This is a genomic window from Afipia massiliensis (assembly GCF_014203115.1).
In the GTDB taxonomy this organism is placed as follows: Bacteria; Pseudomonadota; Alphaproteobacteria; order Rhizobiales; family Xanthobacteraceae; genus Afipia; species Afipia massiliensis.
The window spans coordinates 205,063-228,557 of record NZ_JACHIJ010000003.1 but is presented as its reverse complement, the minus strand read 5'-3'; the positions used below and the strand labels follow the sequence as shown (position 1 = coordinate 228,557).

Annotated in this window: 19 protein-coding genes; 18 read left to right on the top strand and 1 reads right to left on the bottom strand. The window is 62.1% G+C overall.

Annotation, left to right across the window (positions count from 1 at the left end):
* Positions 1-145: 145 nt before the first annotated feature.
* The 7 genes from miaB (at position 146) to HNQ36_RS10605 (ending at position 7,360) form a co-directional block, all read left to right on the top strand.
* The gene (gene miaB / locus HNQ36_RS10635; protein ID WP_184084611.1) at positions 146-1,561 is read left to right on the top strand and encodes a tRNA (N6-isopentenyl adenosine(37)-C2)-methylthiotransferase MiaB; all 1,416 of its coding nucleotides are present in this window, start codon (positions 146-148) and stop codon (positions 1,559-1,561) included.
* A 4-nt stretch (positions 1,562-1,565) separates the two neighbouring features.
* On the top strand, positions 1,566-2,615 hold the full coding sequence (locus HNQ36_RS10630) for a PhoH family protein (RefSeq protein ID WP_184084608.1): 1,050 nt from the start codon (positions 1,566-1,568) through the stop codon (positions 2,613-2,615).
* 54 nt (positions 2,616-2,669) lie between these two features.
* On the top strand, positions 2,670-3,176 hold the full coding sequence (gene ybeY / locus HNQ36_RS10625; RefSeq protein ID WP_184084605.1) for an rRNA maturation RNase YbeY: 507 nt from the start codon (positions 2,670-2,672) through the stop codon (positions 3,174-3,176).
* Positions 3,177-4,307 carry a transporter associated domain-containing protein gene (locus tag HNQ36_RS10620; RefSeq protein ID WP_184084602.1) on the top strand — a complete coding sequence of 377 codons (1,131 nt, stop codon included), beginning with the start codon at positions 3,177-3,179 and terminating at the stop codon, positions 4,305-4,307.
* Positions 4,304-5,905 (top strand): apolipoprotein N-acyltransferase, encoded by a 1,602-nt coding sequence (gene lnt / locus HNQ36_RS10615; protein WP_184084599.1) that lies wholly within the window; start codon positions 4,304-4,306, stop codon positions 5,903-5,905. Before HNQ36_RS10620 ends, lnt begins: the two co-directional genes overlap by 4 nt.
* 196 nt (positions 5,906-6,101) lie before the next feature.
* Positions 6,102-6,518 carry a helix-turn-helix domain-containing protein gene (locus HNQ36_RS10610; RefSeq protein WP_024575669.1) on the top strand — a complete coding sequence of 139 codons (417 nt, stop codon included), beginning with the start codon at positions 6,102-6,104 and terminating at the stop codon, positions 6,516-6,518.
* Between the two features lie 107 nt (positions 6,519-6,625).
* Entirely contained in the window at positions 6,626-7,360 is a 735-nt protein-coding gene (locus HNQ36_RS10605; protein WP_184084596.1) for a tRNA (guanine(46)-N(7))-methyltransferase TrmB, read from the top strand.
* A 112-nt stretch (positions 7,361-7,472) separates the two neighbouring features.
* On the opposite strand, the gene HNQ36_RS10600 is transcribed toward HNQ36_RS10605, so the two are convergent.
* Positions 7,473-8,564, bottom strand: coding sequence for a DUF2336 domain-containing protein (locus HNQ36_RS10600; RefSeq protein ID WP_184084594.1), 1,092 nt, complete (start codon positions 8,562-8,564; stop codon positions 7,473-7,475).
* A gap of 422 nt (positions 8,565-8,986) precedes the next feature.
* Here HNQ36_RS10600 and rimP point away from each other — a divergent pair, with 422 nt between their 5' ends.
* From rimP to HNQ36_RS10545, 11 genes are all read left to right on the top strand, one after another.
* A complete protein-coding gene (rimP, locus tag HNQ36_RS10595) occupies positions 8,987-9,760 on the top strand; it encodes a ribosome maturation factor RimP (protein ID WP_184084591.1) in 774 nt (257 codons plus the stop codon).
* A gap of 3 nt (positions 9,761-9,763) precedes the next feature.
* On the top strand, positions 9,764-11,368 hold the full coding sequence (gene nusA, locus HNQ36_RS10590; RefSeq protein ID WP_046828307.1) for a transcription termination factor NusA: 1,605 nt from the start codon (positions 9,764-9,766) through the stop codon (positions 11,366-11,368).
* 72 nt (positions 11,369-11,440) lie between these two features.
* The gene (locus HNQ36_RS10585; protein WP_184084588.1) at positions 11,441-12,124 is read left to right on the top strand and encodes an RNA-binding protein; all 684 of its coding nucleotides are present in this window, start codon (positions 11,441-11,443) and stop codon (positions 12,122-12,124) included.
* Positions 12,125-12,177: 53 nt separating this feature from the next.
* Entirely contained in the window at positions 12,178-14,790 is a 2,613-nt protein-coding gene (gene infB / locus HNQ36_RS10580) for a translation initiation factor IF-2 (protein ID WP_184084585.1), read from the top strand.
* A gap of 183 nt (positions 14,791-14,973) precedes the next feature.
* The gene (gene rbfA / locus HNQ36_RS10575; RefSeq protein ID WP_184084582.1) at positions 14,974-15,399 is read left to right on the top strand and encodes a 30S ribosome-binding factor RbfA; all 426 of its coding nucleotides are present in this window, start codon (positions 14,974-14,976) and stop codon (positions 15,397-15,399) included.
* Complete coding sequence (gene truB, locus HNQ36_RS10570; protein ID WP_184084579.1) at positions 15,399-16,514, top strand: tRNA pseudouridine(55) synthase TruB; 1,116 nt, start codon at positions 15,399-15,401, stop codon at positions 16,512-16,514. The genes rbfA and truB overlap by 1 nt, the downstream gene beginning before the upstream one ends.
* 2 nt (positions 16,515-16,516) lie before the next feature.
* The gene (rpsO, locus tag HNQ36_RS10565; protein ID WP_019199072.1) at positions 16,517-16,786 is read left to right on the top strand and encodes a 30S ribosomal protein S15; all 270 of its coding nucleotides are present in this window, start codon (positions 16,517-16,519) and stop codon (positions 16,784-16,786) included.
* A gap of 315 nt (positions 16,787-17,101) precedes the next feature.
* Positions 17,102-19,246, top strand: a complete 2,145-nt coding sequence (gene pnp, locus HNQ36_RS10560; RefSeq protein WP_184084576.1) for a polyribonucleotide nucleotidyltransferase — start codon at positions 17,102-17,104, stop codon at positions 19,244-19,246.
* A 268-nt stretch (positions 19,247-19,514) separates the two neighbouring features.
* Positions 19,515-20,273, top strand: a complete 759-nt coding sequence (locus tag HNQ36_RS10555) for a superoxide dismutase (RefSeq protein WP_184084573.1) — start codon at positions 19,515-19,517, stop codon at positions 20,271-20,273.
* 281 nt (positions 20,274-20,554) lie between these two features.
* Positions 20,555-22,759 carry a catalase/peroxidase HPI gene (katG, locus tag HNQ36_RS10550; protein ID WP_184084570.1) on the top strand — a complete coding sequence of 735 codons (2,205 nt, stop codon included), beginning with the start codon at positions 20,555-20,557 and terminating at the stop codon, positions 22,757-22,759.
* 138 nt (positions 22,760-22,897) lie between these two features.
* Positions 22,898-23,494, top strand: coding sequence for a glutathione S-transferase family protein (locus HNQ36_RS10545; protein ID WP_184084567.1), 597 nt, complete (start codon positions 22,898-22,900; stop codon positions 23,492-23,494).
* Position 23,495 lies beyond the last annotated feature (1 nt).

Genomic DNA, 23,495 nt, shown 5'->3' with positions numbered 1-23,495 from the left:
CGACTTTCGGAAAAATCACGTCTAAACAACAAGATAGGCGTTTTTTCGAGCGATCCGGGAGTGACCCCATCGCTGGATTTCGTGGTCCTTTATCTATATTTGAAGCGCCAGAGAGCGGCCTGAAGCGCCGCCATTCAGGATTTCGATGACCACGCCGCGCAAGGTGCACATCAAGTCATACGGCTGTCAGATGAATGTCTACGATGCACAACGCATGGTGGATACGCTGGCGCCTGAGGGATTCGTTGAAACGGTCAGCGTCGATGACGCGGACCTCGTGATCCTCAACACCTGTCACATCCGCGAAAAGGCGTCCGAAAAGGTTTACTCGGAACTCGGACGCCTGCGCACCGTCAAGGACGAGGCTGCCCGCAACGGCCGCGAGATGCGGATCGCGGTTGCAGGCTGCGTCGCGCAGGCGGAGGGCAGCGAGATCATTCGACGCGAACGCGCCGTCGACATCGTGGTCGGCCCGCAGAGCTATCATCATCTTCCGCAACTGCTCGCGAAGGCGAAGACCGATGGCCGCGCCATCGAGACCGAATTCCCGGTCGAAGACAAATTCGCATCACTGCCCGATCCGAAACCGGCGGTGATCCGCGCGCGTGGCATCTCCTCTTTCGTCACCGTGCAGGAAGGTTGCGACAAATTCTGCACCTTCTGCGTGGTGCCTTATACGCGCGGGATGGAAATGTCGCGTCCGGTTGCGCGCATCATCGATGACGTGCAGCGCCTCGCCGACAACGGTGTGCGCGAGATCACGCTGATCGGCCAGAACGTCAACGCATTTCACGGCGACGGTGACGACGGCAAGCCATGGTCGCTCGGCCGGCTGCTGTATCGTCTCGCCGACATTCCCGGCATCGTTCGGCTGCGTTACTCGACCAGCCATCCCCGCGACGTCGATGACGCGCTGATCGAGGCCCACCGCGACATTCCCGCCGTGATGCCGTTCGTGCACCTGCCGGTGCAATCCGGCTCCGACCGCATTCTGGAGGCGATGAACCGCAAACATACCGCCGCCGATTATGCCCGCACCGTCGAGCGGTTCCGCAAGGTGCGCGAAGACATTGCATTTTCATCAGATTTTATCGTCGGATTTCCCGGTGAAACCGCGGAAGACTTTTCGGCAACACTCGCGCTGGTCCGCCAAATCAGCTACGCTGGCGCCTATTCGTTCAAGTATTCCCCCCGCCCCGGAACACCGGCCGCGGACATGCAGGAGACGGTCACGACCACGGTGATGGACGAGCGATTGGCGCGGCTTCAGGAGTTGATCGATAGCCAGCAGGCCGCTTTCAATGCGGCGGCGATCGGCAAGACGGTCGATGTGCTGTTCGAGCGCGCCGCGCGCAACCCGGGTCAGATCGTCGGACGTACCGCCTACCTGCAACCTGCCCACGTCATGGCCTCGCCCGACATCATCGGCCAGGTGCTCCCTGTCACCATCGACAGCCTCGAACGCTATAGCTTGATCGGCGCGCTTGCCGATCCCGCGCACGTCGCGTCATTTTCCCAGCCCGCCAATACTTCCCCGCCCGCTATGACCACCGGAGCCTGAACCCTTGCCAAAAAGCGCATCGGATTCGCCGACACTCGCCCCCAGCCGCAAGCACGACGTTCAGACCCCGCACGAAGCCCAGATCGTCGTTGCCTTTGACGATAATGGCGCGGCCTCCGCCCTGGTCGGTCCCTACGGACAAAATCTCGCTTTGATCGAACGCCGGCTCGGCGTGGTCGCCGACTCGCGCGGCAATCACATCACCATCGCCGGATCGCGCGACGGCTGCGACGCTGCACGGCGGGTGCTCGAAATGCTCTACGAGCAGGCGGTGCGCAGCCAGGATATCGCGCAGGGCGATGTCGAAGGCGCAATCCGCGCCGTCATTGCCCAAGGCTCGCTGTTCGAGTTCGATCCGAAGACAGCGAAATCGCAGTTCGAGGAAATCAATCTACGCAAGCGCCCGGTGCGCGCACGAACCGCAGCGCAGGATGCCTACATCCGCGCGCTGAAGCGTCATGAACTGGTGTTCGGCATCGGCCCCGCCGGCACCGGCAAAACATGGCTCGCCGTGGCGCAGGCCTGCCAGTTGTTTGAGCGCAAGGAAGTCGATCGCATCATCCTGTCGCGCCCTGCGGTTGAGGCCGGAGAACGCCTCGGGTTTCTGCCGGGCGACATGCGCGAAAAGGTCGATCCTTATTTGAGGCCGATCTACGATGCGCTGTACGACCTGATGGATTCACGGATCGTCGAGCGCGGCCTGCAAAGCGGTGAGATCGAAATCGCGCCGCTGGCGTTCATGCGTGGCCGCACCCTGACCAACGCGGCGATCATTCTCGACGAGGCGCAGAACACCACGTCGATGCAGATGAAAATGTTCCTGACGCGGCTTGGCGAGAACAGCCGCATGATCATCACCGGCGATCCGAGCCAGGTCGATCTGCCCAACGGCCAGCCATCGGGACTCGCGGAAGCAGCCAAGCTGCTTGACGGGGTCGAAGGCATCACACAGGTGAAATTCACCGCTCAGGACGTGATCCGCCATGAACTCGTGGCGCGGATCGTCGCCGCCTACGAAGGCGCGCCGAAGCAGCCCGGCACTGGCAAGCCCTGATGCATCGATGATGGCCAACCGAGTTGATCGACAGTTGCAACCAAGATTACCGACATGACGTCCGCCGACATTCCCGCGACCGAAGTGCTTGTGACGGCTGACTGCTGGGTCCGTGAGAGCGGCGCGGAAACCATCATCCACCGCGCCATCGAAACGGCGGCTTCCATGGTCGATGCCGACACCGGCGACGCCGAGATCGCGGTCATGCTGACCGACGATGCCGGAATTCGTACCCTCAACAAGAACTGGCGGGGCATCGACAAGCCCACGAACGTCCTGTCGTTTCCGGCGCTGCAGCCGGAGCGCGCGCCCGACGGAGATGCGCCGCGGATGCTCGGTGACATCGCCATTGCCTACGAGACCACGCGCAGCGAGGCCGACACCGAGCACAAGCCGTTCGATCACCACCTCAGCCATCTGGCGGTGCACGGCTTCCTGCATCTGATAGGCTACGATCACGAAAACGACGACGATGCCGAGATCATGGAAGGTCTCGAGCGGGACATTCTTGCGCAGCTCGGGATTCCCGATCCTTACGCGCACGACGACCAGGTGAAATAAGTGCCCGACTCTCTTGCCGAAAAATCCGACGATCGCCCCGATCCGCAACCATCGGGCAATCTGCCGGTCCCTGTGCAACAAGGCGAGGTGCTGCGCCCGTCGTCCGAACTGTGGTTGATGCGCGCGCTACGTACGCTGTTTGGATGGAAGGCAGGCTCCGCGCGCGCCGACCTCCAGGTTGTCCTCGACGCCACCACCCCTGACGAAACCAGCTTCACCACGGTCGAGCGCACCATGCTGCGCAACATCCTGGGGCTGCACGAACGGCGCATCGCCGACGTCATGGTGCCGCGCGGCGACATCGTCGCGGTCAAACGGGATATCTCGCTCGGCGAGTTGATGAGTTTGTTCGAAAGCGCCGCCCATTCGCGACTCGTGGTTTATAATGACACGCTCGACGACCCGGAAGGCTTCGTCCATATCCGCGACCTGCTTGCGTTCATGACGTCGAAGGCGAAGGTCGCGGACGAGGTCAACGCCAAGCGCAAGAAGCCGTTCCCAGCGGGCCTCGATCTGCGCTCGGTCGATCTGCGCATGCCGCTCTCCAGCGCCGACATTATGCGCAAGCTGATCTATGTTCCGCCCTCGATGCCCGCCATCGATCTGCTGGCGCAGATGCAGGCAACCCGCATCCATCTCGCGCTGGTGGTCGATGAGTATGGCGGAACCGACGGCCTGGTCTCGATCGAGGACATTGTCGAACTGGTGGTCGGCGAAATCGATGACGAGCACGACAGCGACGAGCCGGCGTCCGTGGTGCGGCAGTCCGACGGATCGTTTATCGCCGACGCGCGCGCCAGCCTTGAGGATGTGCAATCCGTGGTCGGCGAGGAATTCGACACCGGTGAAGCGGGTGAAGAGGTCGATACGCTCGGCGGCTATCTGGTGACGCAGGTCGGCCGCCTGCCGGTGCGTGGTGAAATCATTTCCGGGCCGGGGGAGTTCGAGATCGAAGTGCTCGACGCCGATCCGCGCCGCGTCAAGCGTGTGCGCATCGGGACGCACAAGGACCGCTCCAACCTGCGCCACCGGGAATTGCGCCGCCGCGAGGCGGCGAACGATGCCGCGCAGGCTCAGTCCGGCGATCCAGCCAATCCGGCGCCATCCAGCGACGGCGCCGGCAGCCGATGACATCCTTCCGCGCTCTTATCGCCGGCATCATCCTGTCGTGGGGATGGAAGCGCGCGATGATCGCGCTGGTCGCGGGCGCGTTGTCGGCGCTGGCGATGGCGCCGTTCAACGCATGGCCGATCCTGTTTCTGACGATCCCGGTGGCGGTCTGGCTGATCGACGGCGCGGGCGCCGGACGGCTCGGCGGCATTCCGGCTGCGGCGCTCAGCGGATGGTGGTTCGGTTTCGGCTACTTCCTCGCGGGACTCTATTGGGTCGGCTACGCATTTCTCGTCGATGCCGAGACGTTTGCGTGGCTGCTTCCGTTCGCGGTGATGGGCCTGCCCGCGGGACTCGCGCTGTTCATGGCCTTCGGCTTTGCGCTGGCGCGCCTGATCTGGACGCCGGACGCATTTCGTATTCTCAGCCTCGCCAGCGCGCTCACGGCCAGCGAGTGGTTGCGCGGACATGTCCTGACCGGCTTCCCCTGGAATGCTTTCGGCTACGCACTGACCGAGCCGCTCGCGCTGGCGCAGAGCGCCTCGCTGGTCGGGCTGTGGGGTTTGACATTCATCGCGGTCGTTGTGTTCGCAAGCCCCGCCGTGCTGGCTGACGACCGTGTCGTCACGCGACGCCCCTGGATTGCGCTCATCGCCTCTCTTCTCCTTCTTTGTGCGATGGGCATCTATGGCGCGCTACGCCTTGCCAGCCACCCGACGCAGTTCGTCGACAAGGTCAAGCTGCGCCTGATGCAGCCGAACCTGCAGCAGGACGTGAAGTTCAATTATTCAGCCCGGCAGATGGTGATGGACAAGTATCTGTCGCTGTCGGACCGCGCGACCGGACCGCAGTCGAGCGGTGTCCGCGACGCCACCATCCTGATCTGGCCCGAGTCCGCGTTTCCGTTTTTCTTGACGCGCGAAGCCGAGGCGATGGCGCAGATCGCCAACCTGTTGCCGCAAGGGACCGTGCTGGTCACCGGCGCGATCCGCCCGCCCGACCAGCCCGCCGGAACGCAGGTCACGCGCGCCTATAATTCGATCTACGTCATTGATCACGACGGAACGATCCTGTCGATGTACGACAAGCTGCATCTCGTGCCGTTCGGTGAGTATCTTCCATTCCAGTCGGCGATGGAAAAACTCGGCTTCGTCCAGATTACCAAGGTGCGCGGCGGCTTCATTCCGGGCGACCGGCGGCGGACCATGACGATACCGAATGCGCCCCGCATGCTGCCGCTGATTTGTTATGAAGCGATCTTTCCGGGCGACCTTGTGTCGGGCGACGACCGCCCCGGCTGGATCGTCAACCTGACCAACGACGGGTGGTTCGGAATCTCGACCGGCCCCTACCAACACCTGCAGCAGGCGCGATTGCGGGCTGTCGAGGAGGGGCTTCCCTTGGTCCGCTCCGCGAACACCGGCATCTCCGCCGTGATCGATCCGCTCGGCCGCATCATTGCGCAGCTGGAACTTGGCGCCGAGGGCGTGCTCGATTCAGCCTTGCCAAAACCCGTACCTGCGCCGCTTTTCTCGCGGGTTCGGGATATTCCCGCAGCACTGGCGGTAGCATTGTCGACCGTTATCGTTATTCGCCGGCGCGTGAAACAAAAGCCCTGAAGCGAACGTACCTTCACCGGGCGACAGCACGTATCTGCATGAAGGAACCGGCGACAGAGCGCCGCCGTAACCTAAATTCTTCAGCAAGTGCATGACTAATGTTTGACGATCCCGCGGTCGGCAGCGTATGCCGGTTAAAACGCCGCATTTCGGTTCGGTTGGTTGTATTCAGTATGCCGGTGGCGTGGAGCTTGAGATGACGACCAAGGCCCCAAATCCCGTTGACAAGTATGTCGGCAGCCGCGTGCGCATGCGCCGCATCATGCTCGGCATGAGCCAGGAAAAACTCGGCGAAGCGCTCGGCCTGACATTCCAGCAGGTTCAGAAATACGAGAAGGGCACCAACCGCATCGGTGCGAGCCGTCTGCAGCAGATTTCCGATATTCTTCAAGTGCCGGTCTCGTTTCTGTTCGAGGGCGGACCGGCCGGCCCGAATGCACTCGCGGGATTGAGCGAGGCACAGTCGCCTGCCTACGTTTCGGATTTTCTCGCCACCTCCGAAGGGCTGGCGCTCACCCGCGCATTCACGCGGATCACTGACGCCAAGCTTCGGCGCAGCATCGTCGAACTCGTCGAACAGATGGCGGCGCGCGAGCAATCCGACCCCAGTTAAGTTCGCAAGCACAGCCGCTCACTGGCAGCGCAGACGTCGCGGTGCGCGGCTTAGATCGATTCCAGATTTCACACAGACACCATCCGACGGATCGTCAGGGCCTGTAGATGACCAAGTCAGCGGACGACATCGCTTCATCAGGTCAGCAAGGTAACGACCACGGCCACGGCTCGTTTTTCGGACGGCGCAAGGGACACAAGCTCCGCCATCATCAGTCCGACCTGATCGAACATCTGCTGCCGCGACTGGCACTGGATCTCGACAGCGCCGACGCATCCGATCCAGGCTCGCTGTTTGACACGCCCGTCAACGAGCTGCGGCTTGAAATCGGATTCGGCGGCGGCGAGCATCTGATAGCGGAAGCGCTCGCGTTTCCGCAGACCGGCTTCATCGGCTGCGAACCTTACGTCAACGGCATGGCCAAAATCCTGTCGCAGATCGAAGCGCACAACATCCCGAACATCCGGCTGTTTGCGGGCGATGCCGCCGAGCTTCTTGCATGGGCGCCAACGTCGAGCTTCAAGCGCATCGACCTCATTCATCCCGATCCGTGGCCGAAGCGGCGACACTGGAAGCGCCGCTTCGTGCAGGATGCGACGATCGGCCAGATGTCGCGCATCATCGATCCCGCCGGCGAGTTTCGCTTTGTCAGCGACATCGACGACTACTGCTCGTGGACATTGATGCATATGCAGCGATCGAAGGACTTCGCATGGATAGCGGAGCGGGCTGACGACTGGCGCATGCCGTGGCCGCATTACACGATGACGCGTTACGGCCGGAAGGCCGACCGCGAGGGGCGCAAGGCCGCCTATCTGATTTTCAAGCGAACGAACTCTTAGCGCGATTCAGCCCGGTTAAATTGCGTGCCGCTCATTCCTGGGCATGATCTTTTCCGAAAACCGGTTCCCACCCTCGGGTCGAGCCCAACGACATGCTTTTCGGGGTCATGTCCTAAGCCGGCTTGCCCTTGTCGCGCAGCCGCCAGAAGGTGAGCACGCGCTGCGCGGTCGCCGGTGACAGCCGATCGTAGTTGATGCGCGCTTCCTCAATGTCGGGACCGGACGGCACACGGCCCGGGCCGAGACGCAACACCACGAGCGCGCGCACCGTGGCCCATTCCAGCCCGATCGATTTTCCGAGCAGGAGGACGGGGTCGTAACGATCGCCCAGCACCAGCTGGTGGACCACCGAGATCCGCATGCCGGTCAGCGCGGCGAGCGCGGCGACCGATTCCTCGTACTTGTGCTGTTTTGCAAACCCGAGCAGTGCGGCTTCATCCAGTTCACCTGCCTGATGCAGCGCCAGGATGGCGCGCTGGGCCGGCTCGAAATCTCGTGTCTGCGGCTGCGACTTCGGCGCACCGGACAGCTCGATCATCGCCTGATTGATCGCCGCCTTCTGTTTCGGCTTCGCCATGTCGAACAGGCGGCGGCGAACGAGATCGACCGACTTCGCCAGCAGTTGCTTGAGCGTCGCAGTCGGAAGATCCTCGCGTTGCCCGACAGTCAGCGCCAGCATTCCGTCGTCGGTCGCGCGCTTGACCAATCCGGAATAGCCAAATTCGGAAAATTGCGCGCCGGCGTTGGCCGCCACGCTGCGCACCACTTCGCGGTCGCCGCGGCGCACGATCACGTCGGTCACGGACGGTGAAAGCGTCGGCCGGCCGGAAATCGCCGCCAGATGTTCCTGGCCCTTTCCGCGCGCGATATCGACCAGGGTGGGATCGTCGAGCAGCGGCGAGCGGCTTAGAATCGGACCGGCGATGCTGATTTCGCTTTCGCGCGCCAGTTGCTTCACCAGCGTCGGCGGCGCGTTGTCCAGTTTGGACAACCGCTCCGCAAGCTCCACGCGCGTCTCGATTTCGGTTGCCGGCACCAGTCCGACCAGAATGTCGTCGAACAGCGCGACATGCTGGGTTTCGAAATGCGCGGCGCCTTGCAGAAACAGGCCTGAAATGCGCTCGATCGCCTCCGCCCGCTTCTCAGCGGTGCCGTTCTTGACGATCTCATCGAGTTCCGGAATTAGCGAAAAGGCAGCGGCCATGCGTATCTCTGTCACCGCTGGCGCGGCGGTTCACCGGCAGGCGGCGCGCTCCGCCCAGGAGCTTCCGGGACAGTAGGTATGACGAGTGAATCAACAGTTAGCCGCGAATGCCTGGCTTGTCCGAGGCAGAGACAAGGTTACGCAGAGGTGTCCGAAATACCGCAATTTGGCTGCAAGATCCTGCGCCCTTTCAACAAATTGGCGCTCTAGCGGCCGCAAAGCCAGTTCCATCCCACTCGCCGATCTGCGGGAAGCCCTTGCCGCACAGGCCGAAAACGTCTATATCCGCCGCAACTGATAAATTCTCATACGCACACGTAGGAGAGTGGGCCCCCCGGGACCCGCTCTTTTTTATTACCTGATGGCCCGCACTGCATGCCGCGGCGGGCGTTAAACGATTAAGAGCACTCTTGATCCTCGACATGACCGACCCAACCGACGTTGCCGTAGACGCCGAACTGCTCGCCGAACCGCGCCTCGTGGTCGAGCCAGGCGTGGCCGCGCGCGTTTCCGCGGTCGCCACTCCGGTGCTGCAGGGCATGGGCTACCGGCTGGTGCGGATCAAGGTGTCGGGCGACGCCGGTTGTACGGTGCAGATCATGGCGGAGCGGCCCGACGGCACCATGCTGATCGAGGATTGCGAAGCGATCTCGAAGGCGCTGTCGCCGGTCATGGACATCGCCGATCCGATCCAGCGCGCCTATCGGCTGGAAATTTCATCGCCCGGCATCGACCGGCCGCTGGTGCGGCGTACCGATTTCGAGCGCTACGCCGGCCATCTGGTGAAGATCGAGATGGCTGTGGCCCACGAAGGCCGCAAGCGGTTTCGCGGCAAACTCAATGGCGTCGAGGGCGACGGCATCAGAATTATTCGCGACGACGTTCGGGCCGATCAGGATCCAGACGTGCTGCTGACGATGGAAGACATCGCCAGTGCAAATCTTGTTCTGACCGACGAGTTGATCGCGGAATCCATGCGCCGGGGGAAATCGGCGGCCCGCGAGATCCGTGAAGACCTCGGCATCGAGCCGCCTCCGCCCGAGCACGCGAAGAAGGCACGCGCCGAACTTCCTATTTCAAAAAGTTTCAAGCCCAAACCAAAGCCGAAAGCCGCGCCTAAGAACACCAAGGAACATCGCCTCGCCGCCGAGAAGAAAAAGCGCGCAGGCATATCCGATCCCCACGAAGGAGACTGAGCCATGGCCGCTGTCAGCGCCAATAAACTCGAACTGCTGCAGATCGCCGACGCCGTCGCGCGAGAAAAGTCGATCGACCGCTCAATCGTGATCGCAGCGATGGAGGACGCCATCGCCAAGGCGGCCCGCGCCCGCTACGGCTCCGAGACCGACGTTCACGCCGAAATCGACGCCAAGAAGGGCGAATTGCGGCTGTCGCGCCACATGCTGGTGGTCGAGCAGGTCGAAAATTCCTCCAATCAGATTTCGCTGAAGGACGCGCAGCGCGCCAACCCCGGCGCGCAGATCGGCGACACCATCGCCGACACGCTGCCGCCGCTGGAATACGGCCGCATCGCCGCACAAAGCGCCAAGCAGGTCATCGTGCAGAAGGTGCGCGAGGCCGAGCGTGACCGGCAGTATCAGGAATTCAAGGACCGCATCGGCGAGATCGTCAACGGCGTGGTCAAGCGCGTCGAATACGGCAGCGTCATTGTCGATCTGGGCCGCGGCGAAGCCATTGTCCGCCGCGACGAAATGCTGCCGCGCGAAGTGTTCCGCAACGGCGACCGCGTGCGCTCCTATATCTTCGATGTCCGCCGCGAAACCCGCGGACCGCAGATTTTCCTGTCCCGCACTCATCCGCAGTTCATGGCGAAGCTGTTCGCGCAGGAAGTTCCTGAAATCTATGACGGCATCGTCGAGATCAAGGCCGTGGCCCGCGATCCGGGTTCGCGCGCGAAAATCGGCGTGATTTCCCGCGATTCCTCGGTCGATCCGGTTGGCGCCTGCGTCGGTATGCGCGGCTCGCGCGTGCAGGCCGTGGTGAACGAACTGCAGGGCGAAAAGATCGACATCATTCCGTGGTCGCCGGACATCGCGACCTTCGTCGTCAACGCGCTGGCGCCCGCAGAAGTCGCGAAAGTCGTCATCGATGAAGACCGCGAACGCATTGAAGTTGTGGTTCCGGATACCCAATTGTCCCTTGCGATCGGACGGCGCGGGCAGAACGTGCGTCTCGCTTCGCAGCTGACCGGCTGGGACATCGACATTCTCACCGAGCAGGAAGAATCGGAGCGTCGTCAGGCCGACTTCGAGAATTCCACCCGCGTCTTCATGGAAGCCCTCAACGTCGACGAAGTTGTCGGCCAGTTGCTGGCCTCCGAAGGCTTCGGTTCGGTCGAAGATCTGGCGCTGGTGGATCCACGGGAACTCACCAGCATTGAAGGTTTCGACGAGGAAACCGCCAACGAGCTGCAAAGCCGTGCCCGCGAATATCTTGAACAGCTCGAGGCAGAACTCGAAGCGAAGCGAAAGGAATTGGGCGTGGAAGACGCTTTGACGACCGTACCGGGTGTGACCGCCAAGATGCTGGTGAAGTTCGGCGAGAACGACATCAAGACCGTTGAGGATCTGGCTGGCTGCGCCACGGACGATCTGGTCGGCTGGGTCGAGCGCAAGGACGGCGAAACCACCAAGCATCCGGGCATCCTCGACCCGAATGAAATTTCGCGCGAAGACGCCGAAGCCCTGATCATGCAGGCGCGCGTCGTCGCCGGCTGGATCAGCGAAGCCGATCTTGCCAAGCCGTCGGAAGAAGCGGCGGCCTCTGAAGAAAACCCGGCTTAAGCAGGCCTAAACCCATGAAGCGACTTTCGGACAACACCATGCTCCGCAAGAGTTGAAGGAAATGACCCGCGCATGCTTGCCATCGCTGATCACGCAGATCTCGACAACGGACCCCGGACAAAATCCGGGACCGAGCGGATGTGCGCCGTCACGCGGCAAGTTGCGCCGATCGACGACCTGATCCGCTTCGTCCTCTCCCCCTCCGGTGAAACCGTCCCCGACCTGAAGCGCAAGCTGCCGGGACGCGGACTGTGGGTTTCGCTGTCTCATGCCACCGTGGCGGAAGCCGCCCGGCGCAACGTGTTCGCGCGCAGTTTCAAGCGCGACGTCCAGGTGTCGAAAACCCTGGCCGACGACGTCGAGCGCATGATGGTCCGGGGGGTGTCCGAAGCCCTCGCCATGATCGCGAAGGCCGGTCAGGTCATTTCGGGATTTTCCAAGGTCGAAGGCGCGATCGAGGGGCGGCAGGCGATCGCCCTGATCCACGCCACAGACGGCGCTCCGGACGGAATCCGCAAGCTGAATGCCAAACTGGCCGCCGTAAGGCGGGAAAACAGCACGGAATCGGGGAATTTCCCCGTTATCAGCGTCCTGACCACCGATGAATTGGATTTGGCACTCGGGCGGGCAAATGTGGTACATGCTGCCCTGCTCGCGGGCCCGGCAAGCAAGACCTTTCTCGCACGTTGCCAAACGCTCACCCGATTTCGGGGGACGGGTGGCGGTCACGATGGCGGGATCGACCAGAACAATTAGGGCATTGCCGTCAGACGCGGCATGCGAGCAACGAACGAGATTGGGACTGTTGAATGGCTGATACGAAAAATCCTGGCGATAAGACGCTGAGCGTCGGTTCGAAAACTCTGTCGCTCAAGCCGCGCACAGAGACCGGCGTCGTGCGCCAGAGTTTCAGTCACGGCCGCACCAAGCAGGTGGTGGTCGAAAAGAAAACCAAGCGCCGTCTGGCCGGCGATCCCGCGCCTGCGCCCGAAGCGGCGCCCGCAGCACCTGCGCCTGTCGCAGCACCTGCGAAGGTTGCGCCGCGCACGCCTGAGCCTGCGCGCCCGCCAGCCCGCAAGTCGGGCGTTGTCCTCCAGACCCTGACCGAAGACGAGCAGAGCGCCCGCGCCAGCGCGCTCGCCGATGCGCGTGTGCGCGAAGAAGAAGAGCGCCGCGCCGCGGAAGCTGAAGCCGCGCGCCGCAACACCAAGGAATTCAAGGAACAGCAGGAGCGTGAAGCCGCCGAAGCCCGCAAGAAGGCCGAGGAAGAACGCCACCGCGCCGAGGAAGAAGCCAAGGCGCGCGCCGAACGTGAAGCCACCAAGCGCAGCACCGAGGCCGCTGCCAAGGCGGCTGCGCCTGCCACCACGGCACGCACGGCTGCAACGACCCCGGCCCGTCCGGCTGCTGTCGCCGCCGATGGATCCGATGACGATGAAGCACCGCGTCTGGTGCGTCGCCCCGGCGGTGGGCCGGCACGCCCGGTCATCGCACCGAAGCCGACCGCAAAGCCCGCGCCCGCGAAACAGCGCGGCCGCCTGACCCTTTCCACCGCGCTCAATGCCGACGACGTACGCGAGCGTTCGATCGCCTCGTTCCGCCGCCGCACCCAGCGCCTCAAGGGCCATGCGTCCAACGAGCCGAAGGAAAAGCTGATCCGCGAAGTGGTCATCCCCGAAGCGATCACGATTCAGGAACTCGCCAACCGTATGGCCGAGCGTGCGGTGGACGTCATCCGTCTGCTGATGAAGCAGGGCCAGATGGTGAAGATCACCGACGTGATCGACGCCGACACCGCGCAACTCATCGCCGAGGAAATGGGCCACACCGTCAAGCGCGTTGCTGCGTCTGACGTGGAAGAAGGCCTGTTCGACGTCGCCGACGATCATGCCTCGGACACCACGCCGCGTCCGCCGGTCGTGACCGTCATGGGCCACGTCGACCACGGCAAGACCTCGCTGCTGGATGCACTGCGCCACGCCAATGTCGTCAGCGGCGAAGCGGGTGGCATCACCCAGCATATCGGCGCCTATCAGGTCACCTCGCCGGAAAGCGGCAAGAAGATCACCTTTATCGACACGCCGGGCCACGCCGCGTTTACCGCGATGCGCGCCCGCGGCGCCAAGGTCACCGACATCGTCATCCTGGTCGTGGCGGCCGACGACGGCGTCATGCCGCAGACCATTGAGGCGATCAATCACGCCAAGGCCGCGAATGTTCCGATGATCGTGGCGATCAACAAAATCGACAAGCCGGACGCCAAGGCCGAGCGCGTGCGCACCGAACTGCTGCAGTACGAAGTGCAGGTCGAATCCTTCGGCGGCGACGTCGTCGACGTTGAAGTGTCCGCAAAGAACAAGACCAACCTCGACAAGCTGCTCGAAATGATCGCGCTGCAGGCCGACCTGCTCGACCTGAAAACCAACCCGGATCGTCCGGCCGAAGGTACCGTGATCGAAGCCAAGCTCGATCGCGGCCGCGGTCCCGTGGCCACCGTGCTGGTTCAGCGCGGCACGCTGAAGGTCGGCGACATCATTGTCGCCGGCGCTGAAATGGGCCGTGTCCGCGCGCTGATCAACGATCAGGGCGAGACCGTGCAGGAAGCAGGTCCGTCGGTTCCGGTCGAGGTGCTCGGCTTCAACGGCCCGCCGGAAGCCGGCGACCGCCTCGCCGTGGTCGAGAACGAAGCCCGCGCCCGCGAAGTCACGAGCTATCGCGCCCATCAGAAGCGCGAGAAATCCGCCGCCAGCAATGCCGGCATGCGCGGCTCGCTCGAGCAGATGATGTCGCAGCTCAAGACAACGGGCCGCAAGGACTTCCCGCTGGTCATCAAGGCCGACGTGCAGGGCTCGCTGGAAGCGATTCTCGGCTCGCTCGAAAAGCTCGGCACCGACGAAGTCGCGGCCCGCATTCTTCATGCAGGCGTCGGCGGCATCTCGGAATCCGACGTGACGCTGGCGGAAGGTTTCAACGCCGCGATCATCGGCTTCAGCGTCCGCGCCAACAAGGAAGCGGCGGCGCTGGCCAAGCGCAACGGCATCGAAATCCGCTATTACAACATCATCTACGATCTCGTGGATGACGTGAAAAAGGCAATGTCCGGCCTGCTCGCGCCGACGCTGCGCGAAACCATGCTGGGCAATGCGCAGATCCTCGAAGTGTTCAACATCTCGAAGGTCGGCAAGATCGCGGGTTGCCGCGTGACCGACGGCACCGTGGAACGCGGCGCGAACGTACGCCTGATCCGCGACAACGTCGTCGTGCACGAAGGCAAGCTGTCGACGCTGAAGCGCTTCAAGGATGAAGTGAAGGACGTGCAGTCCGGCCAGGAATGCGGCATGGCATTCGAGAACTATCAGGACATGCGCGTCGGCGACGTTATCGAGTGTTATCGCGTAGAGACCATTCAGCGCTCCTTGTAAGTCCAAGTCTTACAGGCGCACTGGGTTTTTTAAGAAAGCCAAGGCGGCATGGCCGGACTAAAGCGCGAAGCGCGTCTTCGCGAATAGAGTTCCGGCCATCCACGTCTTGCCAGCAACATCAGGAACGACATGCATGCCCGCGATACGCGCGGGCATGACGATTGATTTTCGGCAAGGACCATCATGGCCACACGCAAAAAGGACAGCGACCCTCGCGGCGGCACGACCGGCGCCTCGCAGCGACAGTTGCGCGTCGGCGAAATCATCCGCCACGCGATTGCGGACATTCTCAGCGCTGGCGGCGTGCACGATCCGGCGCTCGAAGGGCACATCATCACTGTGCCCGAAGTGCGGATGTCGCCGGACCTCAAGCTCGCCACCATCTACGTGATGCCACTCGGCGGTCGCGGTCTCGCGGAGGTCGTTGCCGCGCTCGACCGCAACAAGAAGTTTCTGCGCGGCGAGGTTGCGCATCGCGTTAACTTAAAATTTGCGCCTGATCTTCGCTTCCGCGTTGACGAACGATTCGACGAAGCAGAACGGATCGAGAAATTACTGAGAACACCTGCGGTTCAAAAAGACCTCAAGACAGATTCGGACCAAGACTGATGAATGTGACTAGCCCAGACAGCGCGATCGAACCGCAAACAACCGATTCGAACGCGCCTGCTGAAAATAAATCTTCCGATGCTGCGGCGAGCGGCACGCGGCACAACGATCCGCGCCAGCAGCAAGGCGGCAAGCAACAGCGTCAGCAGGGCGGTCAGCAAAAGCGCGATCGCCGCGACGTCCACGGCTGGGTGATTCTTGATAAACCCATCGGCATGACGTCGACGCACGCCGTCGCCGTTCTCAAGCGCCTGTTCAATGCCAAGCGCGCCGGTCATGCCGGCACCCTCGACCCACTGGCCTCCGGCGGATTGCCTATTGCACTGGGCGAAGCCACCAAGACCGTCCCCTTCGTGATGGACGGCCGCAAGCGCTACCGCTTCACGGTTTGCTGGGGCGAGGAACGCGACACCGACGACACCGAGGGCAAGGTCACCCAGACCAGCAATGCCCGGCCGTCGGTGGACGCGATCCGGGCCCTGCTGCCGCAGTTTACCGGAACCATCGAGCAGACCCCGCCGCAGTACTCGGCGATCAAGATCCAGGGCGAGCGGGCCTATGACCTCGCCCGCGACGGCGAAGTCGTGCCGCTGGCCCCCCGGCCGGTGGAGATTCACGAATTAACCCTTGTCGAACAGATAGATACCGACAAATCGGTGTTTGAGGCCGAATGCGGCAAGGGCACCTATGTCCGGGCGCTGGCCCGCGATATGGGCCGGATTCTGGGCTCATACGGCCATATTTGCGCGCTTCGGCGCACGATTTGCGGGCCTTTCACCGAAGCGGACATGATTCCGCTGGCAGATCTGGAGGCTTTGTGCGATAGAGCCGCGTCTGGCGAGGGAAGCCTCGCCGACGCGCTTTTGCCCGTTGAGACCGCGCTGGACGACATCCCGGCACTGGCCGTCACACGGGCGGATGCCGCAAGGCTCCACAGGGGCCAGGCGGTTTTGTTGCGCGGACGGGATGCGCCAATTTCAAACGGCACAGTCTATGCCACCGTCGGAGGAAGGCTTCTGGCCCTCGCCGAGATTGGCAATGGCGAACTCATCCCCAAGCGTGTGTTCAACCTGACCGGACTGACTGCCAGTTCCGGCCGCAAAGAAGGTGTTTGACGATGTCGATTGCCGCAGAACGCAAAGCGGAAGTCATCAAGAAGAATGCAACCAAGACCGGTGACACCGGTTCGCCTGAGGTTCAGGTCGCGATCCTGTCGGAACGCATCGCCAACCTCACCGAGCACTTCAAGACCCACGGCAAGGATAACCATTCCCGCCGCGGCCTGTTGAAGCTGGTGTCCACGCGCCGTTCGCTTCTCGATTATGTGAAGCGGAAGGACGAGGCGCGCTACAAGTCGCTTCTCGAGAAGCACAACATTCGCCGCTAAGAAATCCACGCGCGCAATTCTTGCGCGCGTTTTTGCGTGGCGTGGGTGTTTCCCAAGAAAATACGTCACGCAATTCCAACGCGCGGACCTCTGAAATGTCCGCGCGGCGTGTCCAGCAGCAATCCGGCAGCTGGGCGATAACGGGTAATATGCCCGTACCATCGAAAGGATGGACGCCATTCGAAATTCAAGAACCATGGCAGGATCGCCGGACGCTGACGCCGCATTCGCGCACGCTCAGTGTCCCGCAATCTTGCGCATGGTTTTTGTGTTTCAGGCGTCCGTTCTTTCGTGAACCCATGAAAGACGAAGACAATGTTTAAAGCTCATTCAGTCGAGATCGACTGGGGTGGACGTCCACTCAAACTCGAAACCGGCAAGATCGCGCGCCAGGCCGACGGCGCGGTGGTTGCCACCTACGGCGAGACCATCGTGCTCGCCACCGTCGTCGCTGCGAAGTCTCCGCGCGAAGGCGTCGATTTCCTGCCGCTCACCGTCGACTATCAGGAAAAGACCTACGCAGCCGGCCGCATTCCCGGCGGCTACTTCAAGCGCGAAGGCCGCCCGACCGAAAAGGAAACGCTGGTTTCCCGCCTGATCGATCGCCCGATCCGTCCGCTGTTCGTCGATGGCTGGCGCAACGAAACCCAGGTCATCGTCACGGTGCTGTCGCATGACATGGAGAACGATCCGGACATTCTCGCGCTGGTGGCATCATCCGCCGCGCTGACCATCTCCGGCGCACCGTTCCAGGGTCCGATCGGCGCAGCCCGCGTCGGCTTCATCAACGACGAATACGTTCTCAACCCGACGCTCGACGAGATGGCCGACACCAATCTCGATCTCGTCGTCGCCGGCACCGCCGATGCCGTTCTGATGGTGGAATCGGAAGCCAAGGAACTGAACGAAGACATTATGCTCGGCGCGGTGATGTTCGGTCACCGGCATTTCCAGCCGGTGATCCAGGCGATCATCGAACTGGCCGAGAAGGCCGCGAAGGAGCCGCGCGAGGTTTCTTCCGTGGACAACGGCGCCATCGACACCGAAATGCGCAGCGTCGGCGAAGCCGAATTGCGCACGGCCTATGCCATTCCGATCAAGCAGGATCGCTACGCAGCGGTCGGCGCGGTGAAGAAGAAGGTCATGGACCATTTCTTCCCGGAAGGTCAGGAGCCGAAGTACGACAAGCTGCGCGTTGCGGGCGTGTTCAAGGAGCTTGAGGCGAACGTGGTTCGCAACAACATCCTCGACACCGGCAAGCGCATCGACGGACGTGATGCGAGCACAGTTCGCCCGATCGTCGCCGAAGTCGGCGTGCTGCCCCGCGCCCACGGCTCGGCGCTGTTCACCCGCGGTGAAACCCAGGCGCTGGTGGTCACCACCCTCGGCACCGGCGAAGACGAGCAGTACATCGACTCGCTGTCGGGAACGTACAAGGAGCGCTTCCTGCTCCATTACAACTTCCCTCCCTACTCGGTCGGCGAAACCGGTCGTCTCGGCGGCACCAAGCGTCGTGAAATCGGCCACGGCAAGCTCGCCTGGCGCGCGTTGCATCCGGTTCTCCCGGCGGCGCACGAATTCCCGTACACGCTGCGCGTCGTCTCCGAGATCACCGAATCGAACGGCTCGTCATCGATGGCTTCGGTCTGCGGCGCATCGCTCGCACTGATGGATGCCGGCGTGCCGTTGAAGCGTCCGACGGCAGGTATCGCGATGGGCCTGATCCTCGAAGGCAAGAAGTTCGCGGTTCTCTCTGACATTCTCGGCGACGAGGATCATCTCGGCGACATGGACTTCAAGGTGGCCGGTACCGAAACCGGTATCACGTCGCTGCAGATGGACATCAAGATTGCCGGCATCACCGAAGAGATCATGAAGATCGCGCTCGCCCAGGCGAAGGACGGACGCATTCATATCCTCGGCGAAATGGCGAAGGCATTGACCAATGCCCGCGCCGAGCTCGGCGAACATGCACCACGCATCGAAGTGCTGCAGATTCCGACCGACAAGATCCGTGACGTGATCGGCACCGGCGGCAAGATCATCCGCGAAATCGTCGAAAAGACCGGCGCCAAGATCAACATCGAGGACGACGGCACCGTGAAGGTCGCATCCGCCAACGGCGAATCGATCCGCGCGGCGATCAAATGGATCAAGTCGATCACCTCCGATCCGGAAGTCGGCCAGATCTATGACGGCACCATCGTCAAGGTCATGGAGTTCGGCGCGTTCGTGAACTTCTTCGGACCGAAGGACGGTCTGGTTCACATCAGCCAGCTCGCCGCCAACCGCGTGCAGAAGACCTCCGACGTCGTCAAGGAAGGCGACAAGGTCAAGGTCAAGCTGCTCGGCCTCGACGATCGCGGCAAGGTTCGCCTGTCGATGAAGGTGGTCGATCAGGAAACCGGCGAAGACCTCGAGGCCAAGCAGAAGGCCGAAGGCGTTTCCGCAGCCGAGTAAAACATCGGAAAAATCGCTACAAAGGGCGGCTTCACAGCCGCCCTTTTTTATTTGCGCGAGGATGCTCCGGCCTCGATTTTCCGGCACCAGTTGCAACTAAATCGCAACAACGCCGCGTCAAGTTGCTGCGCTAAAACAATCTCATGAAACAACATGGCTCGGGTGGCGTAGTTTATTGGGGCCGGGTCCGCCAACGGATTCGCCTTCTGCCTGTTGCCGACCAACCGGATTTCTTGAGCACCGCCACATTGAACCGAGGAGAAATCTCATGTCATCGATCTCTCGCCGTCATCTCTTCACCGCAGCCGCGGGTATGGCGGCGGTTGCCGCCGCGCCCCGTGTCCTTTTCGCGCAGGCTGCCCCCGCGCCTGCAGCAGCCCCTGCTGCCGCTCCGGCGGCTGGCCCGTTCGTTCTGCCGCCGCTGACCTATGCAACGAATGCGTTCGAGCCGCATATCGATGCCAAGACCATGGAAATCCACCACGGCAAACATCACGCGGCCTATGTCGCCAACATGAACAACGTCGCCAAGACCAATCCGCAACTCGGCACGACTCCGATCGAAAACATTCTCGGCAACATCAACGCGCTGAACGACGACATCAAGTTCACCGTGCGCAACAATCTCGGCGGCCATGCCAATCACACCATGTTCTGGGAGATCATGGGCGCGAACGGCGGCAAGCCGGAAGGCGAGGTGCTGGCAGCGATCACCAGCGATCTTGGCGGCCTGGAGAAGTTTCAGAACGACTTCAACGCCGCCGGCGGGCGCCAGTTCGGCTCCGGCTGGGTGTTCGTCACCGTGACCAAGGCCGGCAAGCTCGCCATCGAGACCCGCCCCAATCAGGATTCGCCGATCATGGACGGCAAGCGCGTGCTGATGGGCAACGACGTGTGGGAGCACGCCTATTATCTCAACTATCAAAATCGCCGCGCCGACTATCTCAAGGCGTGGTGGAATACGGTGAACTGGGCGAAGATTTCCGAGCGCTATGCAGCCGCGAAGGCCGGCACGCTCACGATCTGAAAATCATACAATCTCGAAAACAAGGGCGGCTTTTCAGCCGCCCTTTATCTGGTCGTTCCACGGGTTGATCCGATTTGGGAATCGACAGATTGATCAGAAAAACTTATTACTTGGCAAAGAAAATCCGACTGGACCTGATGTTGGAATTCTTCCAAAGTTTCGCCGGATCGGCGCGCCAGATTGCGCCGCCTGAGCAAACTGCGGCAGCGATAGCGCGCCCAAATCAACACTGAATCCCAGCGCCAACAATCCAAGAACCACTGAACAATCGGAGAAAAAACATGGACGCGAAAACCGATGACAAGGGCGCAGGCAAATGCCCTGTTGCGCACACAACAGCTCCCAGAGCCAACCGCGACTGGTGGCCGAACCAATTGGACCTTTCGGTTCTCCACCAGCACTCCACCCTTTCCGATCCGCTGGACGGGGCGTTCGACTACGCCAAGGAATTCGAGAAACTCGACTATCAGGCGCTGAAGAATGACCTGCGCAAGCTGATGACCGACTCGCAGGACTGGTGGCCTGCCGACTTCGGCAATTACGGCCCGCAGTTCGTCCGCATGTCCTGGCACGCCGCCGGTACATATCGTCTTGCTGACGGCCGAGGCGGCGCCGGTCGCGGTCAACAGCGTTTCGCTCCGCTCAACTCCTGGCCGGACAACGTCAACATCGACAAGTCGCGTCGCCTGCTGTGGCCGATCAAGCAGAAGTACGGCCAGCAGATTTCCTGGGCCGATCTGCTGATCCTCGCCGGCAACGTCGCGTTGGAGACCATGGGTTTCCGCACCTTCGGCTTCGCGGCCGGCCGTGCGGATGTCTGGGAGCCGGATCAGGACGTGAACTGGGGCTCCGAAACCGAGTGGCTGACCCACCGTCCCCTTGAGAAATTCGACAACCCGCTCGGCGCCACCGAGATGGGCCTGATCTACGTCAATCCCGAAGGTCCGGGCGCCAACGGCGATCCGGTTTCCGCCGCCAGATTCATCCGCGAGACCTTCAAGCGCATGGCGATGAACGACGAGGAAACCGTCGCGTTGATCGGCGGCGGCCACACCTTCGGCAAGACCCACGGCGCCGCGCCTGAGTCTCACAAGGGGCCGGCGCCTGAGGCTGCCGGTTTGGAGGAGCAGGGTCTTGGCTGGACCAGCAACTTCGGCACCGGGTTTGGTGCAGACGCCGTCGGCAGCGGCATTGAAGTCACCTGGACGCAGACGCCTGCGCAGTGGAGCAACCACTTCTTCGAGAACCTGTTCAAGTACGAATGGGTGCAGACCCGCAGCCCCGGCGGCGCCATCCAGTGGGAGGCCAAGGACGCCGAGGACGTCATTCCCGACGCGCACGATCCGTCGAAGAAGCACAAGCCGACCATGCTGACCACCGATCTGTCGCTGCGTTTGGATCCGGTCTACGAGAAAATCTCTCGCCGCTTCCTGGAAAATCCGCAAGCCTTTGCCGAGGCCTTCGCACGCGCCTGGTTCAAGCTGACCCATCGCGACCTGGGGCCGCACTCGCGTTATCTGGGCCCCGAAATACCCAAGGAAGAATTGATCTGGCAGGACCCCATTCCCGAGGTCGATCACAAGCTGATCGATGAGCAGGACATCGCGGCTCTGAAAGCGAAGATTCTTGCTTCCGGCCTGACCGTGTCTGAGGTGGTCAGCACAGCATGGGCTTCGGCCTCCACCTTCCGTGGCGGCGACAAGCGCGGCGGCGCCAACGGCGCGCGCATCCGTCTCTCGCCTCAGAAGGATTGGGAGGTCAACCAGCCGGCTCAGCTTACCAAGGTGCTGCAGACGCTCGAAAAAATCCGGAAGGAGTTCAATGCATCACAGCCGGACGACAAGGAGGTGTCGCTTGCCGACCTGATCGTTCTTGGCGGCGGTGCGGCAATCGAAAAAGCCGCGAAGGATGCCGGCGTCAATGTGAGTGTCCCCTTCTCTCCGGGACGTGCGGACGCATCGCAGAAGCAAACCGACGTGGAGGCCTTTGCCGTGATGGAGCCGGTCGCAGACGGCTTCCGCAACTATCTCAAGGGCAAGTATGCCGTGCCGACCGAGGTGCTTCTGGTGGACCGCGCACAGTTGCTGACGTTGACCGCACCCGAAATGACGGTTCTCGTCGGCGGCCTGCGCGTCCTTGGTGCCAATGCCAGCAATTCCAAGCATGGCGTCTTCACTGAGCAGCCTGAGGTGTTGACCAACGACTTCTTCGTCAACCTGCTCGACATGAGGACAAAGTGGAAGGCAGTCGAGGGCGATGAGGTATACGAAGGACGCGACCGCAAGAGTGGCGATCTGAAGTGGACCGGCACCCGTGCCGACCTGGTTTTCGGTTCACATGCGCAGCTTCGCGCCTATGCCGAAGTGTACGCAACCTCGGACTCGAAGGGGAAGTTCGTCAAGGACTTCGTGAAGGCGTGGACCAAGGTGATGAACGCCGACCGCTTCGATCTCGCAGAGCAGCCAATGCTGCAAGCCGCGGAATGATCCGTTCCGCTTGACGACAGGACGAACAAGCCCCCCGCGATCGCATCGCGGGGGCCTTTTTCATTAAATCGTCAAATCGTTGCCGGAAGACAATCTTGGTCCGAATTGGCTATAACATCGCAAAAAAGGGAGGATCGAATGATGAAGCTCTACTGGTCGCCGCGCTCGCGCTCGTTCTCGGGTCTCTGGCTGATGGAAGAGACCGGACAGCCCTATGAGCGCGTGCTGACGGACATTTCAACCGGCGCGCAGAAGACCCCGGAATTTCTCGCAGTCAATCCCATGGGAAAAGTGCCCGCGCTGAAGGACGGCGATGTGTCCATCGCGGAAGCTTCCGCAATCTGCGCCTATGTTGCGGATCGCTATCCTGAAGCCAAGCTGGCGCCGCCCATCGGCGACCCGCGCCGCGCAAAGTATCTGCAATGGCTGTTTTTCGGACCCAGTTGCATCGAGCCGGCGATCATCCAGATCTTCACCAAGATCGAGGTGCCGACCTCGACCGCAGCCTGGGGCAGCGCCACGCAGGTATTCGACGTGCTCGACGCTGCGCTGGAAAGGGGTCCGTTCCTGCTGGGCGACATGTTCTCCGCCGCCGACATCACTATCGGCTCCGGGCTCAATTTCGCGATCAGACTGTTCAAGATGGTGCCGACCCGGCCATCATTCGACCGCTACCTCGACGCCTGTTCGGCGCGTCCGGCATTTCAGCGAGCGACGGTGATTGCCGCGGGTTAAT

Coding starts and splice junctions, on each gene's coding strand:
- rbfA (WP_184084582.1), top strand. CDS start 14,974: ATGGCCACACGCAAAAAGGACAGCGACCCTCGCGGCGGCACGACCGGC.
- pnp (WP_184084576.1), top strand. CDS start 17,102: ATGTTTAAAGCTCATTCAGTCGAGATCGACTGGGGTGGACGTCCACTC.
- HNQ36_RS10605 (WP_184084596.1), top strand. CDS start 6,626: ATGACCAAGTCAGCGGACGACATCGCTTCATCAGGTCAGCAAGGTAAC.
- rimP (WP_184084591.1), top strand. CDS start 8,987: ATGACCGACCCAACCGACGTTGCCGTAGACGCCGAACTGCTCGCCGAA.
- ybeY (WP_184084605.1), top strand. CDS start 2,670: ATGACGTCCGCCGACATTCCCGCGACCGAAGTGCTTGTGACGGCTGAC.
- HNQ36_RS10555 (WP_184084573.1), top strand. CDS start 19,515: ATGTCATCGATCTCTCGCCGTCATCTCTTCACCGCAGCCGCGGGTATG.
- HNQ36_RS10545 (WP_184084567.1), top strand. CDS start 22,898: ATGATGAAGCTCTACTGGTCGCCGCGCTCGCGCTCGTTCTCGGGTCTC.
- HNQ36_RS10610 (WP_024575669.1), top strand. CDS start 6,102: ATGACGACCAAGGCCCCAAATCCCGTTGACAAGTATGTCGGCAGCCGC.
- truB (WP_184084579.1), top strand. CDS start 15,399: ATGAATGTGACTAGCCCAGACAGCGCGATCGAACCGCAAACAACCGAT.
- lnt (WP_184084599.1), top strand. CDS start 4,304: ATGACATCCTTCCGCGCTCTTATCGCCGGCATCATCCTGTCGTGGGGA.
- rpsO (WP_019199072.1), top strand. CDS start 16,517: ATGTCGATTGCCGCAGAACGCAAAGCGGAAGTCATCAAGAAGAATGCA.
- HNQ36_RS10585 (WP_184084588.1), top strand. CDS start 11,441: ATGCTTGCCATCGCTGATCACGCAGATCTCGACAACGGACCCCGGACA.
- katG (WP_184084570.1), top strand. CDS start 20,555: ATGGACGCGAAAACCGATGACAAGGGCGCAGGCAAATGCCCTGTTGCG.
- miaB (WP_184084611.1), top strand. CDS start 146: ATGACCACGCCGCGCAAGGTGCACATCAAGTCATACGGCTGTCAGATG.
- infB (WP_184084585.1), top strand. CDS start 12,178: ATGGCTGATACGAAAAATCCTGGCGATAAGACGCTGAGCGTCGGTTCG.
- nusA (WP_046828307.1), top strand. CDS start 9,764: ATGGCCGCTGTCAGCGCCAATAAACTCGAACTGCTGCAGATCGCCGAC.
- HNQ36_RS10600 (WP_184084594.1), bottom strand. CDS start 8,564: ATGGCCGCTGCCTTTTCGCTAATTCCGGAACTCGATGAGATCGTCAAG.